Origin of the sequence: Bacillus yunxiaonensis (assembly GCF_037104695.1) — a bacterium.
Taxonomy (GTDB): Bacteria; Bacillota; Bacilli; order Bacillales; family Bacillaceae_G; genus Bacillus_A; species Bacillus_A yunxiaonensis.
This window is the reverse complement of sequence record NZ_JBAWSV010000003.1, coordinates 44,613-66,065: the sequence shown is the minus strand read 5'-3', so window position 1 is coordinate 66,065 and position 21,453 is coordinate 44,613. Positions and strand designations below refer to the sequence as shown.

Here is a 21,453-nt window from a genome sequence, read left to right as displayed (position 1 = left end):
TTTTTTACACATACCGCTAAGAATGTAAGTAGTTGATTTACCTTAGAAACTCACAGTGATAAGGAGTGTCAAAAAATCTATGTTAAATATACAATGGGGCCGATTAAGCTCTTTATTAGGAAAGTTCTTAATTGTATTGTGTTTTATCATTTTTGCCTTTGCTATATGGAACTCTTATTGGGCTATAAAAGAGGTTTTACAAGTTAGAACCCTTATAAGTGGACCAATTATTATATCCATTATGGCTCTACTCATCTTACTAAGTTACCTCGCTAATAAATTTCTCTCTCGGGTTACTTTTATTCTTTTATTAATAGTTTGCGCTTTTACGATTCGACTTATTTGGATTATTAAAATCCCTACACCCATTGAATCTGACTTTGCAGTCATGTATGAGAGTGCTGTACAAGCTGCGAAAGGCGATTTTAGCTTTACAACTTCCTCCTATTACACCACATGGGTGTATCAGCTTGGATTTACAATGTATGAAGCTTTTGTTGTAAAATTATTCGGTGACAGTACGTTTATCCTAAAACTTTTAAATATCTTATATTGCACAGGAACTACACTATTTGTATACGGCATTACATCAAAGGTTTTTAATGAGTGGTCTGGGCGTATTGCTGGGATTTTATATGCCTTCTATATTCCGAGCATTGTGATGAGTTCTATATTAACAAATCAACATCTTGCCACTTTTCTATTTTATTTAGGCTTCTACTTATTAGTAACAAAAGGATTAAGTAGTAAGTACATGTGGATTTTCATAGGCGCTATTCTATCATTTGGCGATGTAATGCGTCCCCTAGGTATGCTCATTTTATTAGCAGTAGCAATTTATCTCTTCCTTGATGGCTTTCTTGGAAAAGATAAACAAACAATGTTCAACACAACAAAGAAATTTGTTGGTCTCATCATTGTCTTCTATACTGTTCATTATCTTATAAGCGCATCTTTTATGGCGGCAGGAATTACAAAATATCCTTTATCAAATCGTGATCCCCTTTGGAAGTTTGTATTAGGCTTTAATCACGAAACAAAAGGAACATACTCAGCTGAAGATGCAAATCGTGTTATGAGTCTAGAGATAGGTGAAGAACGAAAAGCAGAAGAAATGAAAATCATTAAAGAACGACTTGCAGATAAGGGAAAAGTGTTAGAGCTCTTTGGAGATAAGTTCGCCTATATGTGGGGAGATATTGATGCTTCTGGTTACTGGAGCTTAGGTCAGCTAAATAAAGAGAATTTAAAAGATAAATCTATGGAATATGAGAAATACATATACGTTGCCACTATGCTATTTGGCCTGGTTGGATTACTATCTTTGCTTGTACAAAAAGAAAAAAATCTTCAATATACCTTATTCTTACTTCTTATTATTGGGTATGTATGCGTTCATTTCCTAATTGAAGTGCAAACAAGATACCGTTATTTCATCATCCCTAGCTTTTTCATTATTCAAAGCTATGGTATATACGTTACTCATCAATTGATACAAAAGATGCTCATATCTAAAAAATAATATGACTCTAAAACAATAATAAACACCCATTTTCTTACTAATACTAAGAAAGCGGGTGTTTTTATTTCTCGTTAAATTAGTATCTTCTGTCCATCATTACGTATGTAAAAACACTCATGAAAACCTTTCATGAGTGTTTTCTATTATTATTCTTACTGCATTGCACCAGTAGGTCCTAAATAATATCCATCAATATATGTGCTTGATTTCATCGCTCCATCATAACTACTGAAATAGTACCAGTTACCCCCGATATATTTCCAGCCTCTTTGCTTCACCCCTGAACCATCTAAATAGTACCAATCATAACTATCATAAACCCAACCTGTTCGCATTACACCAGTAGACTTATCAAGGTAATAAGTGTTGTCACCATCACGAACCCAACCTGTTTCCATATTGCCACTACTATTAAGGTAATACCATTTTCCACCATCATGTAACCAACCAGTCTTTAATACACCATTTGAAAGTGCATAATTCCAATATTTATCTCTTAAAAACCAACCTGTTTGCATTACACCGTTACTACTAAAATAATAATTATAGTTACCGATGTTAACTTTACCTGTTTCCATTACACCACCACTAGACAAGTAATACCAATTACCACCACTAGACAACCAACCCGTTTGACGTAAGCCATTACCATCTAAATAATACCAATTACCATCTACTTGCAGCCAACCTGTTTGCATGACTCCATTAGATGCAAAATAATAATATTTATACTCTCCTGTCTTCTCATCACGGAACCATTCCCAGCCTGTTTGGACAATACCGCCACTATTAAGGTAATACTTACTGCCATCTACCGTTATCCAACCTGTTTGACGCAAACCAGTTTTATCTAAATAATACCAATGACCATCTAACTGTAACCAACCTGTTTGCATAATTCCATCAGATGCAAAATAATAATATTTATACTCCCCTGTCTTCTCATCACGGAACCATTCCCAGCCTGTTTGACGCGCACCAGTATATTCATCTAGATAGTATGTATTCTTTCCATCATAAAACCAGCCTTTTTTCTTCTTACCATCTGCTCCGTAATAATACCAATGACCGTTTTCTTGTTGCCAGCCTGTTTTCTGAACCACCGCTTGAGCAACTATATCTTTTGAATTTGTAGAAGCTTGTACATCTGTTTGTGCATAAGAAACAGTTGGAATAACAAATGTAGCTGATAATAATATTCCTAGCACTTTTTTTCTCATATCCTTTTCCCCCTTCACATTAATACTTTAACTATAATATCAAAATAATGAAAAATTTAACATAAAAATGTAATATTTTTCCCTTTAATTATGGGTTTTATACAGAAATTAAACAAAAAAAATAACCTCAAAATGAGATTATTTTTTATTTCCAAATAAAATTAGAAAATCCCCGTATCCTTCTTTTTCTAAATCCTCTTTAGGAATAAAGCGCAGTGCAGCAGAGTTAATGCAATAGCGTAAACCATTTGGTCCTGGTCCATCCGGGAATACATGTCCTAAATGAGAATCCGCATCTTTGCTGCGCACTTCCGTTCTCGTCATATTATGGCTTACATCCATTTTCTCTTTTATACTTGCTGATAACATTGGCTTTGTAAAACTGGGCCATCCACAACCACTATCAAATTTATCTAATGAACTAAATAATGGTTCTCCTGAAACAATATCAACGTAAATACCTTCTTCTTTATGGCTCCAATATTCATTTTGAAAAGGCGGTTCTGTACCATTTTCTTGCGTAACATAAAATTGCATCTCTGTTAAGCTTTCTTTTAAATGAGAATTATCCTTTGGCCAATGTTGTTTTATAAATGCATCACGCCCAGATCCTTGACGATATAATGCATATCGAAACGAATTTTTTTTATGATAACCTTGATGATATTCTTCAGCAGGATAGAATGTTGTAGCCGGTAAAATTTTCGTGACAATTGGCTTTGAAAATCGCCCACTCTGTTCTAGGTCAAGTTTAGATGCTTCGGCCTTTTCACGCTGTTCTTCACCCTGATAAAAAATGACTGTTTCATATGATTGTCCGCGATCATGAAATTGACCTCCAGCATCGGTTGGATCAATTTGTTGCCAATATAAGTGCAGTAATTGTTCATATGGCATACGATTCGGATCAAAAGTAATTTGTACAGCTTCATAATGTCCCGTTGTCTCTGAACAAACTTCTTTATACGTTGGATTTTCCTTATGACCACCTGTATACCCAGACACAACCTTTATAATGCCATCCATCTCTTCAAATGGTGATACCATACACCAAAAACATCCTCCAGCAAATGTTGCAAGTTCATATTTCTCGTTTACAGCCATTTCTACACCCCACTATCTTTTTCTTACAGTATGGCATATCAAAGTATAAATTATAAAGTGAAACTTCCCCCCATTATGGAGGGGTTTCCTTCCCTAATGATAAAAAGCTTCTACCAATCGGACACATGCCAGCAGTTATCCCACACCTATCTTCCTTATTTTCTCGAGACCTTAGGGTAGCCCAGCGAATAGCGGGATAAACAAAAAAGCATCGGAAACAGATGCCTTTTGTTTAACAGTTATTTATTTCCCATTTACAGGCTCTTCTTTCTCATCACTCGTTACTTCTAGCACATCTAGTAAAAACATAAAGATTGGAATCCCTATAATTAATCCCCAAACCCCTAAGAAATGTTCAGAGAAAATTAAAATCATGAATGTATAAAAAATAGGTAAATTTGTTTTCTCTGACATAAACTTTGGATTTAAGAAATAACTTTCAATTGCATGAATGACCGCCACCATAATTAAAATGTATAAGACATATACCATGCCACCGATATTGTAAGCAATTATACAAAGAGGGAATAGTGAAATAATTACACCTGCAACAGGAATTAGACCCAGTAAGAAAATCATTAAAGCTAATCCAAGCAACTGTGGAAAACCTAAGATCCAAAGTGCGATAACAGACAACACACAATTTACAATAGCAATGAGGAATTGTGCTTCAATCACTTTTCCAAATGAGCGAGCAAATTTTCTTCCAAAATACTCAATTTCATTATAAAAAACAGCTAATTTACTGCCTTTAAACTTTGATGTAAACGCAACAATTCTTGATTTTTCTAGCAAGAAAAATAAGCTTAAAATGAGTGAAAGTAAAACTTGCAAGCTTACTTTCCCAATGTTTGCTAACGAACTATAAATGATGTTCACGCCTTGATTCACATACTTCGATAATTCTATATGATCAATTGCGGAAACTAAATATCTAATTATTTCATTATCAGGTGGATTTCGTACAAATACATTAAACTGATACACGAGCTGTGTAATTTGTATCATTAGAATTGGTACATATTTATATAATGTGATAACAATCCCACTAACTAATGTTATATATAGAAATGCAATAATTATTTTTCTATTAATCGGTAAAAAATGTTCCAGCTTGCGAGAGATAAATTTTTGAAACCGGTCCATTAAATACGTAAAAATAAATGTAATTAAGATTAAATTAAACATACTTTTCAACCCATATAACACAAGCACAAGTAACCCTAATATAACTAACCTCTGAAATCCTTTACTTTGAAACAGGTTTTTCATTTGCATAGTCGAAGCTTAATCTCTCCTGTCCTTATAATTCATACTAATTTCATTTTACAATATAAAAGGTACTTTCAGAACGAATTCTTGTAAACTGAACAAAAAGTTTTATTGGTAAATTTCAATTAAAAATATATTATCTAAATCAATGTAACATAAAAAAGCAAACTATTAATAAAAATCTGTTTCTATTAATAGCTTGCATTCATATAAAGTGAAACTTCCATCAGTAGGGTTCTTACTGCCCATTCATGCGGGATAAATTTCTAGAACACAAAAGACATACATCCACTCTCTGTTGTTCTCAAGAAGAGATAATCCCTATATATACTATTATAAATAAAGGATTATACGCTGGCATTATTAGTAATAAGATAACTCACTCTCTGGCGTTTGAATAATAATAGGTTTTTTACTCGGGTCAAGCCACTTCAAAATTGAAATTACATATTCTTTTGAAGTACCAGTGCATCCCAATGTATACATATCTGTTACATGAAATAAAATTCCTGATCCTTTACCTGGTATTCTTTCTTCCGTATTGTAATTAATAACAAAACCATAATCAAAGGCTGGGATATTCATACCGCCGCTTCCTGATTGTTGCCATGTATTGTACAACGATGAATTAGAATTTGAAATAATTGTATCTTTATTTGTAATATCTCTAAATGGCAATTTTGTTCCAGGGTTTCCGTAACGACCAAACGCTGTACCAATTGTATACTTCCCGCGCGGTGATTTTAAATCACCTTCACGTTTATTTACAGCAAAACCAGTTTTTCCAATATAACCTTTTACATTTAAAATTTCATTCCACTTGCCATTTATTTTTTCGAATGTCATGATATTAGAATTAACAGTATTATATCCATTTGTTGTAACAAGGATAAGCTGATCGCTATCCCAAACTGTACTTAAATTATCCGCTGCTGTATTAGGAATCCATGCCCCATTTGCATTAAGATAGTACCATACGCCTCGATCTTTTACCCAACTTGTTTGCATTGCGCCACTACCAGTTAAGTAATACCACGCACTTCCATCTTTTATCCAACCCGTTTGCATTGCTCCACTATCAGCTAGGTAATACCACACGTTTTCATCTTTCATCCAACCTGTTTGCATTACACCATTATTAGCTAAATAGTACCATGCACTTCCGTCTTTTACCCAACCTGTTTGCATTACACCGTTATTAGCTAAATAATACCACGCACTTCCATTTTTTATCCAACCCGTTTGCATTACACCTGTTTCAGGGTGTAAATAAAACTTACTTCCATTCAAATCAAGCCAGCCTTTTACAGGTACATTATTTTCGTAATAGTACCTTTTACCTTGCTCTTCAATCCATCCCTGTTTTTGTGCTGTTCCATTATTTGGACTGATTGTTTTAGCAGATTGTTCCCCGCTTGTATCTGCTAATGTATGTAATGGAAATAGCATTACAATACATGCGAAAAATAAATTTGGAATATGCTTCTTCAAATATACCCAACCTCTCTTTTCCCAAAATCATTTTGTAATTCTTCTTTCTATATCTCTTAATCTATTATTTTGATTTTACCATATTATTACATAAGGAAATAGAATGAAATGCTTTTTATTTCCTTATGCGGGCCATGCTTAACCCTATATATTCTTTGTGAGCTTGTCATTAATTTGAAATAAAAAAGAGAAAAGAATGTTATTCATTCTTTTCTCCCTTACATAATATATTCTAAACTATTAAGATACTTTTTATGGACGCCATACACCTGTATGATCAAAGTAATAGTATTTTCCGTTTATTTCTAACCAACCTGTTTGCATTGCGCCACTACCAGCTAAATAGTACCAACTGTTTCCACTTTGCAACCAGCCGGTTTTCATCGCCCCATCTTTATCTAAGTAGTACCACGTATTTCCGCTTTGTAGCCAACCGGTTTTCATCGCTCCGTCTTTATCTAAGTAGTACCACGTATTCCCACTTTGTAACCAACCTGTTTTTACTGCTCCATTACTGTCTAAGTAATACCATGTACCTTCAATCCGTAACCAACCTGCTTTCACTAATCCGCTACTATCTAAGTAATATTTCGTATTACCGTCTTGCACCCAACCTGTTTGCATAATTCCATTACTGTCTAGGTAGTATCTCACATTACCTTCTTTTACCCAGCCCGTTTGCATGACCCCATTACTATTTAAGTAATACTTAGAACTTCCATATGAAAGTACACCAGTTTGCATTGCTCCGTCCTCTGCAAAGTAGTACCATTTTCCATTTAGGTTAAGCCAACCTGTTTGCATCATACCTGTCTCTGTAGAATAATACCTTTTTCCATTTTGATTAATCCAACCTGTTTGCATTGCCCCATCTTGACCTAAATAATACCACTTCCAAGTTTGCTCAATCCAACCTGTTTGCATAACCCCATCTTCATTTAAATAATACCATTTTCCACCAGATTGAAGCCAACCTGTTCGCTTCTCACCAGTTGCTTCATCTAAGTAATACCATTTTCCATCTCTTTGTGTCCAGCCTGCTTGTTTCGTTGCCGTACCTTGAATAGTTAACGAATTACTAGATTCATTGCCCCATGCATCTACTGCTACAATCTCAAATCGATAATTCGTATTAGGCTTTATATTTGGAATGGTTGCCGAAATTCTATTATTTCCTGCATTTTTATCCCAAAACTTCGCATATGTAGTTTGTATCTTTTTACCATCTTGTTTAATGTAGTATTTATCAATTTGTGTATTATCAATTGCAGGATCCCATGAAATCGTCATTTCATCTCCCACTATATTTTCAACTTTTATATTCGCATGATCCCGAAAAGCAGGTTTTTCTGTATCATCAATGGTCTTCTCATAAGGTACTTTTATTGTATATGAATTAACCCATGTGTCATTACTAAACTCTCTTGCTTTTATTTCTACTTTATCATCATAGACATTAACAAGTAGTCCTTGTGAGGATTTATCTGGACCATATCCACCTTCATACAAAGTGTAGGCAATTGAACTTGTATTTACCATCGTAAATCCATCTTGATATACAGTTTTCGCATGATCCGCCATGTAATGTAGATGACCAGAGAATAAAATTACTTGCGGATACTGTTTTAATAAATTAGCTAATCTACCGTCTTTTAGACCACCGCCAAATTCATCACTGCCATACACTGTATCGTCAATGGGTTGATGTAGAAAAACAAATATTGGCTTTTTCGGATCAGCTTGGACTGCCAATGTTTTTTCTAACCATCTATATTGCGCATCAGAAATGATCGCATAGTCTTTCTCGCTCATTTCCTCTCCGCCAAGTGAAATAAAATGATACCCTTCTACCCATTTATCATAATAAACACCCGGCATGCCTGTTTTATTAATAAATCGATCTGTTAACGTTTTATTCGTAATCCAAGGCTTAGGCCAAAATCTCATTTCAAACAATTCATGATTCCCAATTGAAAGCACTTTTTCCGCAGTTGGGTTCATATTCGCATTCAAAATTCTATTAAATTCATCATACTGCGAATCAAGCCCCTGGTTTGTTAAATCCCCCACAACAGCCAAAGCTTTATAGTTAGGTGCTAATTCCTTATACTCCTGTAATGCCTTAGCAAAATTATCAGCTTGATATGCACCAGAAATATGTACGTCACTCATTACTGGTATTTGTAGTTTAGGAACTTCATTTTCTTCCGCTGCATAAGCAGGGATTTGTGAAAATCCAATTACACACGCTGCAGTTAATAAACAGCGAGAAATTATCTTTTTCATTCTATCCATCCCTCGTCCCATAATTTTAAATATTGGTAAATATAACCTTCCTTATTGTAAATCTTTTCTTTTTATATAGTAAAGATAATATGTAATAATTAAAGTTTTCTGAATTTTTAATAGGGTTGAGAAAAGGAATAAAAAAATCCCTCTCATGAATTAATTTTTCATTTCACACTCATTAATTCATAAGAGGGTTATAAGACGCCCACTTAAAGCTATTGATTAATAGCTCGTGTGCGTATCTATATTTTTATGAACAGCATTTACATTTCCTTTCAACTTAAACGTACAAACACAGAAATATATAATCGAAAGAATCGATATACATATCCATAGATTATATACATAAGAATTTCCCCATACACCTACCAAAGAAAGAAGCGCAGGACAAGTTAGTGTAACCCATGACTGTACAAAAGCTATTTTTCCAATATAATGATTGATATTCTTTTTCTGTACATTAGAGATAAAGAATAAGAACCATAGAAACGCCCACATCAGCCAAGTTAACGCATTAACGATATCATGAAAATGTATAATAGCCACAATCATGTAGAATAGTGCAATAATCGCTACCCAAAGAGAAAACCAGCCTAATCCATCACCTTTTAATCCTACAATGAAAGTAACTCCTACGTATAAATAAGTTAAACCAAATAAAAAAGTAGCCGCATATAAATACACTGTCCAATTACTTTGATCGGATACTACAATTAAATAAAAAGGAATAATAATTTGCAGTACACCTACAAATAAATTAAAAACACCAATACTCTTTTCTTCCGCTTTTCCTAACATTACAAGGCTATTTAAAAAGAGCGTCGCACCGGAAAGCAATAATCCAACATCACCCATATATATTCTTGTGAAAAACAAAACTGCTTTTCACAACGATACCTCCTTACATCATACATTCATTTTTTGATAGTTTTAACAATAAAAAGCAATTCCTCTTCTCCAACAACATGTAGCAGAGGAACTGCTTGTATTTAGAAAATTTTACAGCAGATAATACATTTGAAGTGTATATAAATTTCTAATTAAGCGCTTCCAAAACGAAAAGTATACATTAAGTTATGAAAACGATATCAATATAATAACAGCATTCGTTATAAAAATAAATGATAAAAAAAATAGTATATAACCCACAAAATACCTTTATTTATAAAATCATTACAATCAGATGGCATTTCTAGCAGTGAGGGGATTAACCCCCCACAAATAGCGGGATAAAAATACGGCTCTTTTTAACGAAAAAACTCCTATCTTCTTTCCCCAGATAGGAGTTTTCTACGCAATATTTGTGAGCTTATCCGTCTATACGATACTCTATATACAAAAATTCATTACGCTGTAAAGTTTCTTATCGCACATTAACTTTTATTCATATCCAAATACTAAATTACATAGAAGTAAATACATAAAAAGTGAGCAAGGCTACCTAGTAACACAAAAATATGAAAAATTTCATGATGACCCATATATTTAAATTCCAACCATTTCGGTTTTGCACCATAAATAAATCCGCCAATCGTATAAAATACCCCTCCCAATATCAATAGCACGAGACCATTTGTACTGAGATTTTCTGATAATGGAGCAAAAAAGAATACAATCAGCCATCCCATTAAAAGATAAATAGATGTCGATAACCACCTAGGACAACTAAACCAAAACATTTTAAAAATAATTCCGCACACAGCGGTTGCGTACACCAATATGAACAATAGCAAACCCTTTTCAGCTTGTAACGTAATTAAACAAAAAGGTGCATATGTACCTGCAATTAAAACAAAAATCATGGAATGATCCAGTTTTCTAAAAAAATAAATGACACGATCGCTTGCAACAACCATGTGGTATACAGTGGATGCAGCGTAGAGAATCATCATTCCCAACCCAAACAAAATGACTGCTGAAATTGTAGTGACAGACGGCATTTCTATAGAAACTTTGACTAACATGGCAAGAAGTGCGACGAATGATAAAATTGCGCCTCCAAAATGCGTAAATGCATTAACCGGTTCTCTCACATAAGAATTCACATTAACAACCCCCTATATAATCACACGTAGTTTTAATAACTACATGTAATTATATAACTATCATTTCTAAAGGTCAACATTTACAAGAAATATGTTTCATAATACTATAATTAAATATACAGTAATAACCACAGGAAGTTATAATCACTAATAAAGTGAAACTTCCATCAGTGAGCGTTTTTTATCACCCACTGATAATTAGCACATGCCAGCAGCTACCCTCACCTTGTTTTCTCATAACCTTGAGGTGGGCATATCGGCATAAAAATTTACATCATTCCTATAAAAGTGAGGATTTCATATGGAAAATATAAAAGATTTACTAGAAACATTACATTTAGAACAAAAAATTACACTTGGGGATATCCCCAACGTAGATTTATATGTAGATCAAGTCGTTCAGCTATTTGAAAATAGCTACAACATGACAACTAGAAATGAAGATGAAAAAGTACTAACGAAAACCATGATTAACAACTATGCAAAAGGAAAACTGTTTTTCCCTATTAAAAATAAAAAATACTCTAAAGAGCATATAATCTTAATTAGTTTAATTTATCAGTTAAAAGGGGCACTTTCTATTAACGACATAAAAAGTTCATTAGTTGAAATTAATGAAAAATTAGTACACGAGGACGATTTTGAACTAGATGCTCTGTATAAAAGTTACCTCCATCTAACAGAAACAAATATCAAAACCTTTAAAAATGATGTAAACAATCGAGTAGACGAAGTGAAAGCAGAAGCAGCTACTTTCGAAAATGAAACTTTTGAGAAGTTTTTATTGCTCACATCTTTCGTAACCATGAGTAATATGTATCGACGTTTAGCAGAAAAAATAGTGGATGAAATGAAGAACTCATAATTCTATTTATTTCCAATTAATGAACTACCAAAAAAAGCCGCCTATTTCTAGGTGGCTTTAATAAAGTGAAACTTCTATTAGTTTTGCGGCAAAAACATTGATACATCCCTAATACAATTTATCATTCTTCAAGAAGTTTCTCACCACGTCATAGAGGTGATAATTAGTTCTACTCACTGTAGAGCCGGAATCTCCCCGAAGCAATATCGTAAACCATAGCTTCTAGCTATATACAAAAGAGCATCACTATATGCCTTTTTGTATATATTCACTCAATGAAAAAAACTAAAGCTGATGTTTTGGGGTCTTTTAGTTGCCTATACTTTTTTATTCTCCGTAAATGATCTATTAAAAAGGTCCAATCAATTATTATATAAATTTATTGTTACTTTAATAAATTCTCAACACTGAGAGATATTCCTTAATACCCTCTTAACAATTCAATGATTTAATAAAATTATCAAAAGTTTAGGGGGAATCAAATTATTATGAAAAAAATAGTTTCAGCTGGTCTTTCTATGGCTATAATGGCTTCTGCTGCCGTTCCGACTTTCGCATCCGATTTTGATCATGATTCTAAGTCTCAAAAACACAATCAAATAGAGCGCGTAGAATTTACTTCTATGAAAGCTCCAACTACTATTGAAAACATGGTCAAAACTTATTCAGAAGCTAAGGTGAAAATCACCTATAAAGACGGCAGTGTAAAAGAAACTCCTCTTGATTACAACTCTCTTTTTTTATCCAAAGATAAAATTGTAAAAAATAAAGGCGAAATGATCCCTGCTGGTACCCCTATTGATGCGAAAGGAAATCCGATTGTCGATAAAAGTATTCCGGACAAGCCTTCTTATTTTATTTCTGATGCACCTGACTCCAATAGTTTTATTACAGTCGCCGGAAAATCTTACGTTATCTCTCATTATGAATATGATTCAATAGATAATGCAGGAAAATCAATTTCTGGCCTACCGGCATCTATGACTCTTACGCAAGTTGATCAAAATAAAAAAAATGGTGAACTAACTGTTAATAACGCCCAAAAAATTGATTTTTCAAACGTAAATGGTCTCTGGAATCCATGTAATGGGACTACAACAGATTGGAACACTCATCTTGGCTCAGAAGAATATGAACCAGATGCACGCTCATTTGAAGATCCTACATCTAGTTCTTATAAAGCTGTTACAGATTTTGCCAACTACTACTTCGGTGATAAATCTAAAGCTAATCCTTATTTTTATGGCTGGATTCCCGAAATCTCCGTCAATTCAAAAGGAGAATCTTCCGTTGTCAAACATTATAGTACAGGAAGATTTTCTCATGAATTGATGCAAGTTTTACCTGATGATAAAACAGCAATATTTGGTGATGATGGCGGAAATACCATGATGTTTATGTATGTGGCAGATAAAAAGAAAGATTTTTCTGCAGGAACGCTATACGCAGCTAAATTTAAACAAACAAGTACTGAAAATGGTGGTGCAGGAAACTTAGAATGGATTAAGTTGGGTCATTCAACAGATAAAGAAATAAAAGCTATTATTGATAAAGGCGTTAAGTTCAGTGATATCTTTGATACGGCAACTCAACCTACCGCTGGCTATACAGCGATCAAAACATCAGCAAATAAAAACGTCGAGTACCTTAAAGTAAAACCTGGAATGGAAAAAGCAGCTGCATTCCTAGAATCTCGCAGATACGGTGCTATGTTAGGTGCAACATCTGAATTTAATAAAATGGAAGGCCTCGCTGTCAATGAGAAAGATAAAAAAGCATATATCGCTATGTCCTATCAAAATGGCAGTATGCAAAAACAAGAAGGCAGCATTCAAGATGATATTCAGCTACCTGCTATTAATTCTGGCGTAACGTGGCAGATAGACTTAGGCGGGGAGCAAAAAGATAACAGCGGCCGTCACATCGAGAGTGAATTCGTACCTGCTAGTATGAAAGGACTTATTATTGGGGAAGATTTGAAAACTCCAGATGCCTACGGAAATACAGCTGCACCAGACAAAGTGGCAAATCCTGATAACTTAACCTTCTCAAATGATTTAAACACGTTATTCATTGGAGAAGACAGCTCTATGCACACAAATAACTTTGTATGGGCTTATAACGTTAAAACTAAGCAACTATCAAGAATTCTTTCAGTCACTGCTGGCGCAGAAGCAACAGGGTTAAGAGCCGTTGACGACGCTAACGGCTTCCGTTATATCTTAAGTAACTATCAGCATCCAGGTGAAGATCTAGAAGGTAAGCAAATTACAGCCGTCGACAAAGCGAAATTAGAAGAAGCGATGAAACAAGGCATAGGTATTCAGGAAACCGGGGGAGTTGGATATATATCTGGACTGCCTTTTGGAAATAAAAAATAAGAAATCTGATAAGGCGAAACTCCCCTCAGTGGGAGTTTTTCTTCATTTCCCACCTATCTTCTTCACTTACTCTGAATTTTGAGGTTTGAATGCAAGATGAACTTAAAGTACAACGCACTGTACTTAATATAAGCACTTATAAAATTCTTATTTACTTATGGTATAGTTCACCTTGATTAATTTAAATAGGATTTTTTCCTTAGACGAATTACCTTTTTACAACTCAATCCTTTTCCGTTCATTTCCTATTAGAAATTTGTCTATACCCACTTCAATTAAATTCATATTATATATAACAAACAATATTTGATTCTTAAAAAAGGAGGCAGTTCATTGTCTTTAAAAAAATTTGTAGATGCATTACCAATTCCTCCTGTCTTAAAACCAGAAGGTACCCATGATGGAATCCCATTCTATGAGGTAGCGATGAAGCAAGTCAAACAAAAATTACATCGTGATTTGCCGCCAACTACCGTTTGGGGTTACAACGGTATGTACCCTGGCCCTACATTCGAAGTAGAAAAAAATCACCCTATTTTTGTAAAATGGAAAAATAAATTGCCTTTTGAACACCTGCTGCCCATCGATCAAACCGTTCATGGTGCACAACCAGACAAACCTCCTGTTAGGACGGTTGTCCATTTACATGGAGCTCGGGTTCGTCCAGAAAGTGACGGATATCCTGAGGCATGGTTCACAAGAGATTTTCAAAACGTTGGACCGACATTCGTGAATAAAGTCTACTACTATCCAAACTGTCAACGCCCTACAACACTTTGGTATCATGATCACGCCCTTGGAATCACTCGTTTGAACGTTTATGCAGGCCTTGCGGGCTTCTATCTCCTCAGAGATGAAGAAGAGAAAAAATTGTGTCTTCCTAGTGGAAAATTTGAAATTCCGCTGGTCATCCAAGATCGTTCGTTCTACGCCAATGGCGAGCTATTCTATCCATCCCAACCAGGAAATATGGCACCCCCGGCCCCGCAGCCGCCTCCACCAATCGATCCTACATTACCAAATCCGTCAGTCGTCCCTGAATTTTTCGGTAACACAATTTTAGTCAACGGAAAAGTATGGCCTTATCTTGAAGTTGAGCCACGAAAATACCGATTCCGCATTCTAAATGGCTCCAATTCTCGTTTTTATCGTATGCAGCTGAGCTCTGGGCAAAATTTTATTCAAATTGGTACGGATGGAGGACTTTTGGAGAAACCAGTCCAAGTGTCCGAAATCATCCTTGCACCTGCGGAACGCGCCGATGTCATTGTAGATTTTTCAAACCATAACGGTCAGAGTATTATTTTAACAAATGACGCACCAACCCCATTCCCTGACGGCGAAAGTCCTTCTGAAGATCTGAGACAGATTATGCAATTTCGTGTCAAACAAACATGCTGCAAACCTGACAAAAGTAAGATTCCACAAAAGTTGAGTTGCTTGGAGTACCTGAATCCTCAGGATGCTGTAATCATACGAAAAAACACTTTACTTGAAGCTACCGATAATTTTGGACGCCCTATGCCATTATTAAATAACATGGAGTGGGATCAACCCATTACAGAAACCCCGTATAATGGAACGATAGAGATTTGGGAGCTGTACAATATGACACCAGACACTCACCCAATTCACTTGCATCTCGTCAATTTTCAAATTTTGAATCGCGCTGTATTTACTGGCGATCCAAATAGTTCTAACCTAAAAGTAGGGCCGCCAATACCACCCGATCCAAATGAGAGAGGATGGAAAGATACTGTTCGTGCCAATCCCGGCGAAGTTACCCGAATTATCGCACGTTTTGGTCCATTTACAGGAACCTATCCTTGGCACTGCCACATTCTTGAACACGAAGATTACGACATGATGAGACCCTACGAGGTTCTAACTAATCCTACCTTTAATCCATGTGAACGAATTTCAGAACAATGCAGTGATAACTCCTTTTCTCAATGTTTTGACTGTCATAAACACCGTAAAAACAAATGACAGTAAACAAAACCGATGCGCTGATGATTGAATTCGATATTCAAATTTAGTTACAAATTTTTTAGCAACGACCTAAAAGGGTTCAATTTTTTATTCCTTTTAAGTCTCAAAACAAAAAAGAAGAGAAATAATTATTCCTTGATTTCTCTTCTCCCTTTCATTCAGTTGATACCCTTGAATAAAGAATTTCATTTACTTGTGATATGCTTCACCATAACACATCTAAATGAGGTTTAACCCTTTTTACTAAAATGAATTTACTAGAAATTCAATAAAGAACAGTACTGATAAAAATGCTATCACCCTTTAAAAGTATTTCCGACATGCAGAAACCTTTATTTTTTCTGGGTGTGCAAAAATAAGGGGCAACTGGCCAAGCTCAAAATTATTTAGGTTTTAACTAGCACTGCTTATGTACAGTATAGGAATAATCTCTCTTGTAAACCTTCTAAGACTTCTTCTGGCACTTCCCTGACCTTGATATCCCCACCGAGGAAAAGTAGCCAATTTGTTATTTCGGTCAATTCTTCTGAATTATTAACATTGATAAAAGTCTTTAGAATAGCTGTGGTTTGGTAAGGGCTCGTATAGGAAATTGAAACCTTTAAAGGATGGTATTTTTTGAACTGGGCAATCGCCTTTGGACCAAGTTCAAGGACAAGGTTGATTACTTCTTCCTGCTTACTTAGTTTTTCTAAAATCTTTTTCTTACTTAATCTTTTTTCCGTAGGGTATGATTTGACATTGGTGAGATTGTCGACAGGAAAAATCTGTATCTTTTCTTCCTTTAAGTCAAAGCCTTCAATCAGCCAAAGGTTTTTTTCACGATAAAGGTGCAAGAGATAAATTGGATAAGACTTTATTACCTTCTCTTCTTTGATGGTAATCAATAAATAGCTATCCAAAAGAAGGATTTGGATAAGCTTTTCTAACATAGGATGGGGAAGGTCTGACAGATCAAGCAGGTCGGGATTATTGGGGTTGGTCCCTTCAAAAAGCAAGATTTGATTTAAAAGAACAAGGTCCTCTTGCTGGTTTTCTGAGATGAGGCCTAGTAATTTTTCAGCTAAAGAATGACGACTCTTTAGATAGGGGAGTTGTTGATTTCTTGTAGCCATAAAGGCAATAAAAAGAGCTTTGATCTCATTATCGGTAAAGCGAACAGTGGGGAGGACAGAGTTGTTCATGACAAAATAACCCCCATCCCTTCCAACTTCAGCGACAAGTGGCATCCCCATGGCTTCAATTTCTCTGATATCTCTAATAGCTGTCGAACGAGAGATGTTAAATTCTCGCATGATTTCAGAAATTGTAAAGTGGGCGCGGTTGTTGATATACCGCATGATAATATTAATCCGCTCAACTTTTTTCATCGGTGCCTCCTAAACAGTATCATTTTTTGACATGATTTAAGGCTATTATAAACTTATCAAGTGAAAAGACAAATCATTTGATTAATTTTAAAAAAGGGAAGGTTTTAAACATGGCAGATTATACACTAGAAGAAAAAGACAGCTTTACCGTTTTAGGTTTTGGAACTGAGCTTAAGAGCGATTACACAGACTTTGCTGGCATAAACAAGGAAAAGTTAGACTTTTGGCGGGCCATCAAACAAGATGGAAGGCTTGACACTTTAAAAGCTATAGCCACAAATGACTACATTTTTGCCGTGAACGAAGCGGTGAATAACAAGATGATGTATTATGCTGGCGTCATGACAGAGGCATTGGTACCAGAAGAATCCAGGGTTATCCAATTTCCTAAAGGTGCATACCTAGTTGTTAAAGGGGAAGGGGAAACGGCTGATGAGTTGAGTAATAAGCTTACTGGTATTGCCTTTGGTCAAGTCTTGCCAGAAGCAAAGAATATTGCCTATGTTGGCGGGCCAAATGCAACGGTTGAGATGGGGCAGCGAAACGGCTTAGTATTTGGTGAAATGTGGATTCCTGTTGTTAGGAAATAAGGAGATAAAAGGAGGGATGGAAATGTCCTATATCGTTGATTTTAAAAATGTGTCTACAATTGGTTTAGAGTCTTCACCAGCAGCAGAAGCGCTTGCTGGTTTACGTGCTCATGAAGCCCGCTACTTTATGAACAAATATAAGCATGAATTTACGGTTGTACCAGCCAGCGAAAGCCAGGAGACCCTTGATTATGTGAACCGAATTTTGAAAGAAGAACGTGATATTGAGTTTGCGGCCAAACCTTTAGAAACGTCGCATTTTCAAGTGGAAAATATCAAATTTGCCTACGCCTTTTATGAGGATGGCCTCGGGATTAACGTCATGTATACGGTTGATGATCCCAAGAAGCGTGCCGTTGGTTTTAAGCTTTCTGAGGGGATGGAGATACCAAAGGAGTTAGAAGGGAAGTTTAAGTTTGCTAGGCAGAAGTCTAAACTAGCTGGAACAATTCGGGGCTCGTTTTTTGTAATTAAGGGAGAATATTAAAGCAAGCAAAAGCGCATGTGGAGGAATTTAGCGACTTTTTGTATATGGTCATTCTTTTTCTTCATTTGAATAAGAAAATCCTGATTGAACAAAAAATTAAATTCATTGCAAGAGCAAAACAACCATTCATGCAACACATGTTCATCTAGGCATTCAAATAACAAAACAGCACCTCTCCATCAAATTAGAGGGTGCTGTTACTTTTCTTCGCAAAAATCTCATTTACTTATGATACGGTTCAGCGAACATCACCTAAGAACATAGTTGATTTTGAACTTAAAGTATTTATATGTATTTAGACTAAATCCCCATATTATCTTATGGGGATTGCTATTTGAACAACCTCCTAACTTAAATATTATGCCAGCTTGCGGGGAGGGAAGAGCTATGGCGTATTTGGCTTAATAAACTTTTTTTATTGGTGATAACATGCCCCCACTATAAACAAAATAGACACCCTTTTTGAGTGCCTACAAAGCTTTTTCATACTCCCCAATGATTTTGTAAAAGGAGTTCTTCTTAAGCTCTAACATTCCCAGAAACTCAACGCCTGTAATGTCTTTACTTTTCCATTTTGGATAGTTTTGCTCAAGTATTTGACGTTGTTGTTTGGATATTGTACTTAGACTTGATTGCGTTCTGCCCAGAACCATAACAGCGCCACATTTTGGACACTTCATGAGCCCTACTAAAGGATGTTCACCACTACTAAAAGAAAATCATCTGACTAAACAATTTGTTGTACAGCAAAAGATTCCCCTAGCCATTTTTAAAAAAATTGTTTGACATAGTACGCATATATGTAGAAAAAGGAAAGCCTTTCTTTCCGGCTTTCCTTCTCACGCTGTTTTGTCTTCATCCCAGCTTAGGTAATGTTCATCTCGGCATGCACTATCCGATGGTTTACATTAAAGCGTTGGTTCGCATCTTGACCAAAAACGTCGAAAAACACCTTACCTTTATTACTGGAGCATTGAATCTCCCATTCGCTTCCCCCCTCAATTTCACTTACCACGCTCTCAATTGATGAATCTGGGGAGAGAATAAGGTTTCCGCTGTCAAAGATTAAAACGTTCAGTCCATCCAAAGAGAATACCTTAACCCGAACGGTAGCATTGACAGTATTATTGTTTACAATGGCTACTCGAGCTTGTTGAGATTTATTAGGAACATCGTTTTCAATCGGGCTTGTGGAAAGCCTCAAGGAGAGCTTTACTAAATATGTAAATCTCCTTATTCGATACTAGTAATCATACTTAGACAAAATCAATCCTATTATGTAAATTGAATGTAGATTCTTATCTATATATGAAAGAATTTGATTAATAGTTTTTATAGAAAATAAGTTCTTTTATGTTAAAATGAAGGCACTTGATGAACGGACTTACTAAAAAAGGAGATGGTTAATTTGATTAATATTTTAGGTAAAAATAGTTGGAAAGAATACTCAATCATTCTTTATATCATCCTAAATCTTATCATGCCATTTGCCATTTTAAATTTTTTCAATATTCATTTATGGAATATAACTTTTAATCCAATTGATTTTATTTTAAAGCCTTTTATGATTATTCCATTTGCGAGCTTGTTACTGGCATTATTTACAGAATGGACAATCTATGCATTTAATTATATGAAAAGGCTACGCTTAACAATCAAAAAAAGGAAAGGTAGATTATCCCTAAAAGTGGTAGAAAAGAGTTTACCGATCTACGTAATAGATCAAAGTTATTTTAATGAAGAAATTCAACTCAAAAACACTCTAGTAGTAGATATGCGTATAAAAGATCATGATCATCTATCTTTTAGTGATCATTTAGATGTTATTAAACTTTATAATGATGATAATCGGTTAAATATCCTCGATTTGATAGAGAAAGCAAATCTCCTTATAAAGAACACTGCCTTAAAAGAACACCTCATTACATTCATTGTCGATAGTAAAAAAGAAAAGAATAGAACGATATCAAAAATATGGCTCAGATTAATTCGTAACCCTAACTCTAAATCGGCAATGGCTGATATTCATACGATTTTAGAGTTAGTGTATTAATCGGAAATAGTATCGCCTGAAAAACAAAAATATATATCTGTTCACCAACATACAGAGAAAAAGTATCAAGAACATTGAACTGTTCTTTTTATTCATCTAAGATAATGATACTAATCAAATCTAAACAAACTCTTTATATAAATCTTAAGGCTTTCTTAGTATTAAAAAAGCCCGCTTAAAGCGGGCTAATGAAAAGTGATCCTATCTTAATAAAATAAATTTGTCCTTCAAAATCATTATAAAGACAGTAAAATCGCATCTATTTATGATACGGTTCAGCGTGATAGATCTAAATGAGATTTTAATTAAAATACTTATTTCGGTGACAGAGCAGGAATACACATTTTAATTTCAGTCCCCCTGATAAAGAGTGAAGGTCAGTTAAAAGAGATGGCGGAAAAAAACAATATTCCCATCTACCCGGTAAGCGATTATCTATTAAGTCCAATTGAATATCAATGTCCAACTTTTTTATTCGAATTTGGCGGCATTCCACTCGATCAAATGGAAAAAGGGATTCACCAATTAATGAAATGTTGGGGTATTCCAAAATCAAAATAGCGATTTTAAATGAATGGTGGGAGTCTGAGAATTTTGTGCTAGAGACTCCCGCTAGCCATGACATGCTTTTATTCCTTTTTCGCGTCATTCGCGTTCCAAGACTCAACAATAAACCTCATATATGAAAGATTTACCAAAAATGATTGACCCCATTTAATCTAGTTTATTACAAAAATGCCTGTCACTGCCTGGAATATCGAAAGTTCGATCA

Annotated in this window: 18 protein-coding genes; 8 read left to right on the top strand and 10 right to left on the bottom strand. The window is 35.0% G+C overall.

The features are described 5' to 3' along the window. Nucleotides 1–79: 79 nt before the first annotated feature. Nucleotides 80–1,522, top strand: a complete 1,443-nt coding sequence (locus WAX78_RS09710) for an ArnT family glycosyltransferase (RefSeq protein ID WP_336482078.1) — start codon at nt 80–82, stop codon at nt 1,520–1,522. 152 nt (nt 1,523–1,674) lie between these two features. Here the strand turns inward: WAX78_RS09710 and WAX78_RS09705 are convergent, their stop codons facing one another. The 7 genes from WAX78_RS09705 to trhA form a co-directional block, all read right to left on the bottom strand. Next, complete coding sequence (locus WAX78_RS09705) at nt 1,675–2,742, bottom strand: N-acetylmuramoyl-L-alanine amidase family protein (RefSeq protein WP_336482077.1); 1,068 nt, start codon at nt 2,740–2,742, stop codon at nt 1,675–1,677. A 138-nt stretch (nt 2,743–2,880) separates the two neighbouring features. Beyond that, nucleotides 2,881–3,846 (bottom strand): peptide-methionine (R)-S-oxide reductase MsrB, encoded by a 966-nt coding sequence (gene msrB, locus WAX78_RS09700; protein ID WP_336482076.1) that lies wholly within the window; start codon nt 3,844–3,846, stop codon nt 2,881–2,883. A 243-nt stretch (nt 3,847–4,089) separates the two neighbouring features. Beyond that, a complete protein-coding gene (locus WAX78_RS09695) occupies nt 4,090–5,124 on the bottom strand; it encodes an AI-2E family transporter (protein ID WP_336482075.1) in 1,035 nt (344 codons plus the stop codon). A gap of 357 nt (nt 5,125–5,481) precedes the next feature. Beyond that, nucleotides 5,482–6,609, bottom strand: a complete 1,128-nt coding sequence (locus WAX78_RS09690) for a L,D-transpeptidase family protein (protein WP_336482074.1) — start codon at nt 6,607–6,609, stop codon at nt 5,482–5,484. Between the two features lie 252 nt (nt 6,610–6,861). After that, entirely contained in the window at nt 6,862–8,895 is a 2,034-nt protein-coding gene (locus WAX78_RS09685; protein WP_336482073.1) for a fibronectin type III domain-containing protein, read from the bottom strand. A 225-nt stretch (nt 8,896–9,120) separates the two neighbouring features. After that, nucleotides 9,121–9,753: an AmiS/UreI family transporter gene (locus tag WAX78_RS09680; RefSeq protein ID WP_336482072.1), complete on the bottom strand. Its 633-nt coding sequence runs from the start codon at nt 9,751–9,753 to the stop codon at nt 9,121–9,123. A 542-nt stretch (nt 9,754–10,295) separates the two neighbouring features. Further along, nucleotides 10,296–10,943 carry a PAQR family membrane homeostasis protein TrhA gene (gene trhA / locus WAX78_RS09675; RefSeq protein ID WP_336482071.1) on the bottom strand — a complete coding sequence of 216 codons (648 nt, stop codon included), beginning with the start codon at nt 10,941–10,943 and terminating at the stop codon, nt 10,296–10,298. 301 nt (nt 10,944–11,244) lie between these two features. Here trhA and WAX78_RS09670 point away from each other — a divergent pair, with 301 nt between their 5' ends. The 3 genes from WAX78_RS09670 to WAX78_RS09660 all read left to right on the top strand — a co-directional run bounded on the left by WAX78_RS09670 (nt 11,245) and on the right by WAX78_RS09660 (nt 16,178). Then, nucleotides 11,245–11,808: a DUF1836 domain-containing protein gene (locus WAX78_RS09670; protein ID WP_336482070.1), complete on the top strand. Its 564-nt coding sequence runs from the start codon at nt 11,245–11,247 to the stop codon at nt 11,806–11,808. A gap of 488 nt (nt 11,809–12,296) precedes the next feature. Then, nucleotides 12,297–14,189 (top strand): PhoX family protein, encoded by a 1,893-nt coding sequence (locus tag WAX78_RS09665; protein ID WP_336482069.1) that lies wholly within the window; start codon nt 12,297–12,299, stop codon nt 14,187–14,189. 333 nt (nt 14,190–14,522) lie between these two features. After that, nucleotides 14,523–16,178: a multicopper oxidase family protein gene (locus WAX78_RS09660; RefSeq protein WP_336482068.1), complete on the top strand. Its 1,656-nt coding sequence runs from the start codon at nt 14,523–14,525 to the stop codon at nt 16,176–16,178. A 410-nt stretch (nt 16,179–16,588) separates the two neighbouring features. On the opposite strand, the gene WAX78_RS09655 is transcribed toward WAX78_RS09660, so the two are convergent. Further along, nucleotides 16,589–17,551, bottom strand: a complete 963-nt coding sequence (locus WAX78_RS09655; RefSeq protein ID WP_336482067.1) for a helix-turn-helix transcriptional regulator — start codon at nt 17,549–17,551, stop codon at nt 16,589–16,591. 110 nt (nt 17,552–17,661) lie between these two features. On the opposite strand from WAX78_RS09655, the gene WAX78_RS09650 reads away from it, so the two are divergent. Next, a complete protein-coding gene (locus tag WAX78_RS09650; RefSeq protein WP_336482066.1) occupies nt 17,662–18,141 on the top strand; it encodes a GyrI-like domain-containing protein in 480 nt (159 codons plus the stop codon). 22 nt (nt 18,142–18,163) lie between these two features. Beyond that, nucleotides 18,164–18,628: a phage tail protein gene (locus WAX78_RS09645; protein WP_336482065.1), complete on the top strand. Its 465-nt coding sequence runs from the start codon at nt 18,164–18,166 to the stop codon at nt 18,626–18,628. 470 nt (nt 18,629–19,098) lie between these two features. On the opposite strand, the gene WAX78_RS09640 is transcribed toward WAX78_RS09645, so the two are convergent. After that, a complete protein-coding gene (locus WAX78_RS09640) occupies nt 19,099–19,308 on the bottom strand; it encodes a hypothetical protein (protein ID WP_336482064.1) in 210 nt (69 codons plus the stop codon). Nucleotides 19,309–19,493: 185 nt separating this feature from the next. Then, nucleotides 19,494–19,832, bottom strand: coding sequence for a hypothetical protein (locus WAX78_RS09635; protein ID WP_336482063.1), 339 nt, complete (start codon nt 19,830–19,832; stop codon nt 19,494–19,496). Nucleotides 19,833–20,036: 204 nt separating this feature from the next. Between WAX78_RS09635 and WAX78_RS09630 the strand changes: the two genes are divergently transcribed. Further along, entirely contained in the window at nt 20,037–20,681 is a 645-nt protein-coding gene (locus tag WAX78_RS09630) for a hypothetical protein (RefSeq protein ID WP_336482062.1), read from the top strand. Nucleotides 20,682–21,071: 390 nt separating this feature from the next. Then, nucleotides 21,072–21,242: a hypothetical protein gene (locus WAX78_RS09625; protein ID WP_336482061.1), complete on the top strand. Its 171-nt coding sequence runs from the start codon at nt 21,072–21,074 to the stop codon at nt 21,240–21,242. Nucleotides 21,243–21,453: the final 211 nt, after the last annotated feature.

Excerpts from the sequence above, each read along its gene's own strand:
- WAX78_RS09685 (WP_336482073.1), bottom strand. The coding sequence starts at position 8,895 with ATGAAAAAGATAATTTCTCGCTGTTTATTAACTGCAGCGTGTGTAATT.
- WAX78_RS09645 (WP_336482065.1), top strand. The coding sequence starts at position 18,164 with ATGTCCTATATCGTTGATTTTAAAAATGTGTCTACAATTGGTTTAGAG.
- WAX78_RS09705 (WP_336482077.1), bottom strand. The coding sequence starts at position 2,742 with ATGAGAAAAAAAGTGCTAGGAATATTATTATCAGCTACATTTGTTATT.
- WAX78_RS09625 (WP_336482061.1), top strand. The coding sequence starts at position 21,072 with ATGGCGGAAAAAAACAATATTCCCATCTACCCGGTAAGCGATTATCTA.
- WAX78_RS09670 (WP_336482070.1), top strand. The coding sequence starts at position 11,245 with ATGGAAAATATAAAAGATTTACTAGAAACATTACATTTAGAACAAAAA.
- msrB (WP_336482076.1), bottom strand. The coding sequence starts at position 3,846 with ATGGCTGTAAACGAGAAATATGAACTTGCAACATTTGCTGGAGGATGT.
- WAX78_RS09665 (WP_336482069.1), top strand. The coding sequence starts at position 12,297 with ATGAAAAAAATAGTTTCAGCTGGTCTTTCTATGGCTATAATGGCTTCT.
- WAX78_RS09650 (WP_336482066.1), top strand. The coding sequence starts at position 17,662 with ATGGCAGATTATACACTAGAAGAAAAAGACAGCTTTACCGTTTTAGGT.
- WAX78_RS09655 (WP_336482067.1), bottom strand. The coding sequence starts at position 17,551 with ATGAAAAAAGTTGAGCGGATTAATATTATCATGCGGTATATCAACAAC.
- WAX78_RS09640 (WP_336482064.1), bottom strand. The coding sequence starts at position 19,308 with ATGAAGTGTCCAAAATGTGGCGCTGTTATGGTTCTGGGCAGAACGCAA.
- WAX78_RS09680 (WP_336482072.1), bottom strand. The coding sequence starts at position 9,753 with ATGGGTGATGTTGGATTATTGCTTTCCGGTGCGACGCTCTTTTTAAAT.
- WAX78_RS09695 (WP_336482075.1), bottom strand. The coding sequence starts at position 5,124 with ATGCAAATGAAAAACCTGTTTCAAAGTAAAGGATTTCAGAGGTTAGTT.
- WAX78_RS09710 (WP_336482078.1), top strand. The coding sequence starts at position 80 with ATGTTAAATATACAATGGGGCCGATTAAGCTCTTTATTAGGAAAGTTC.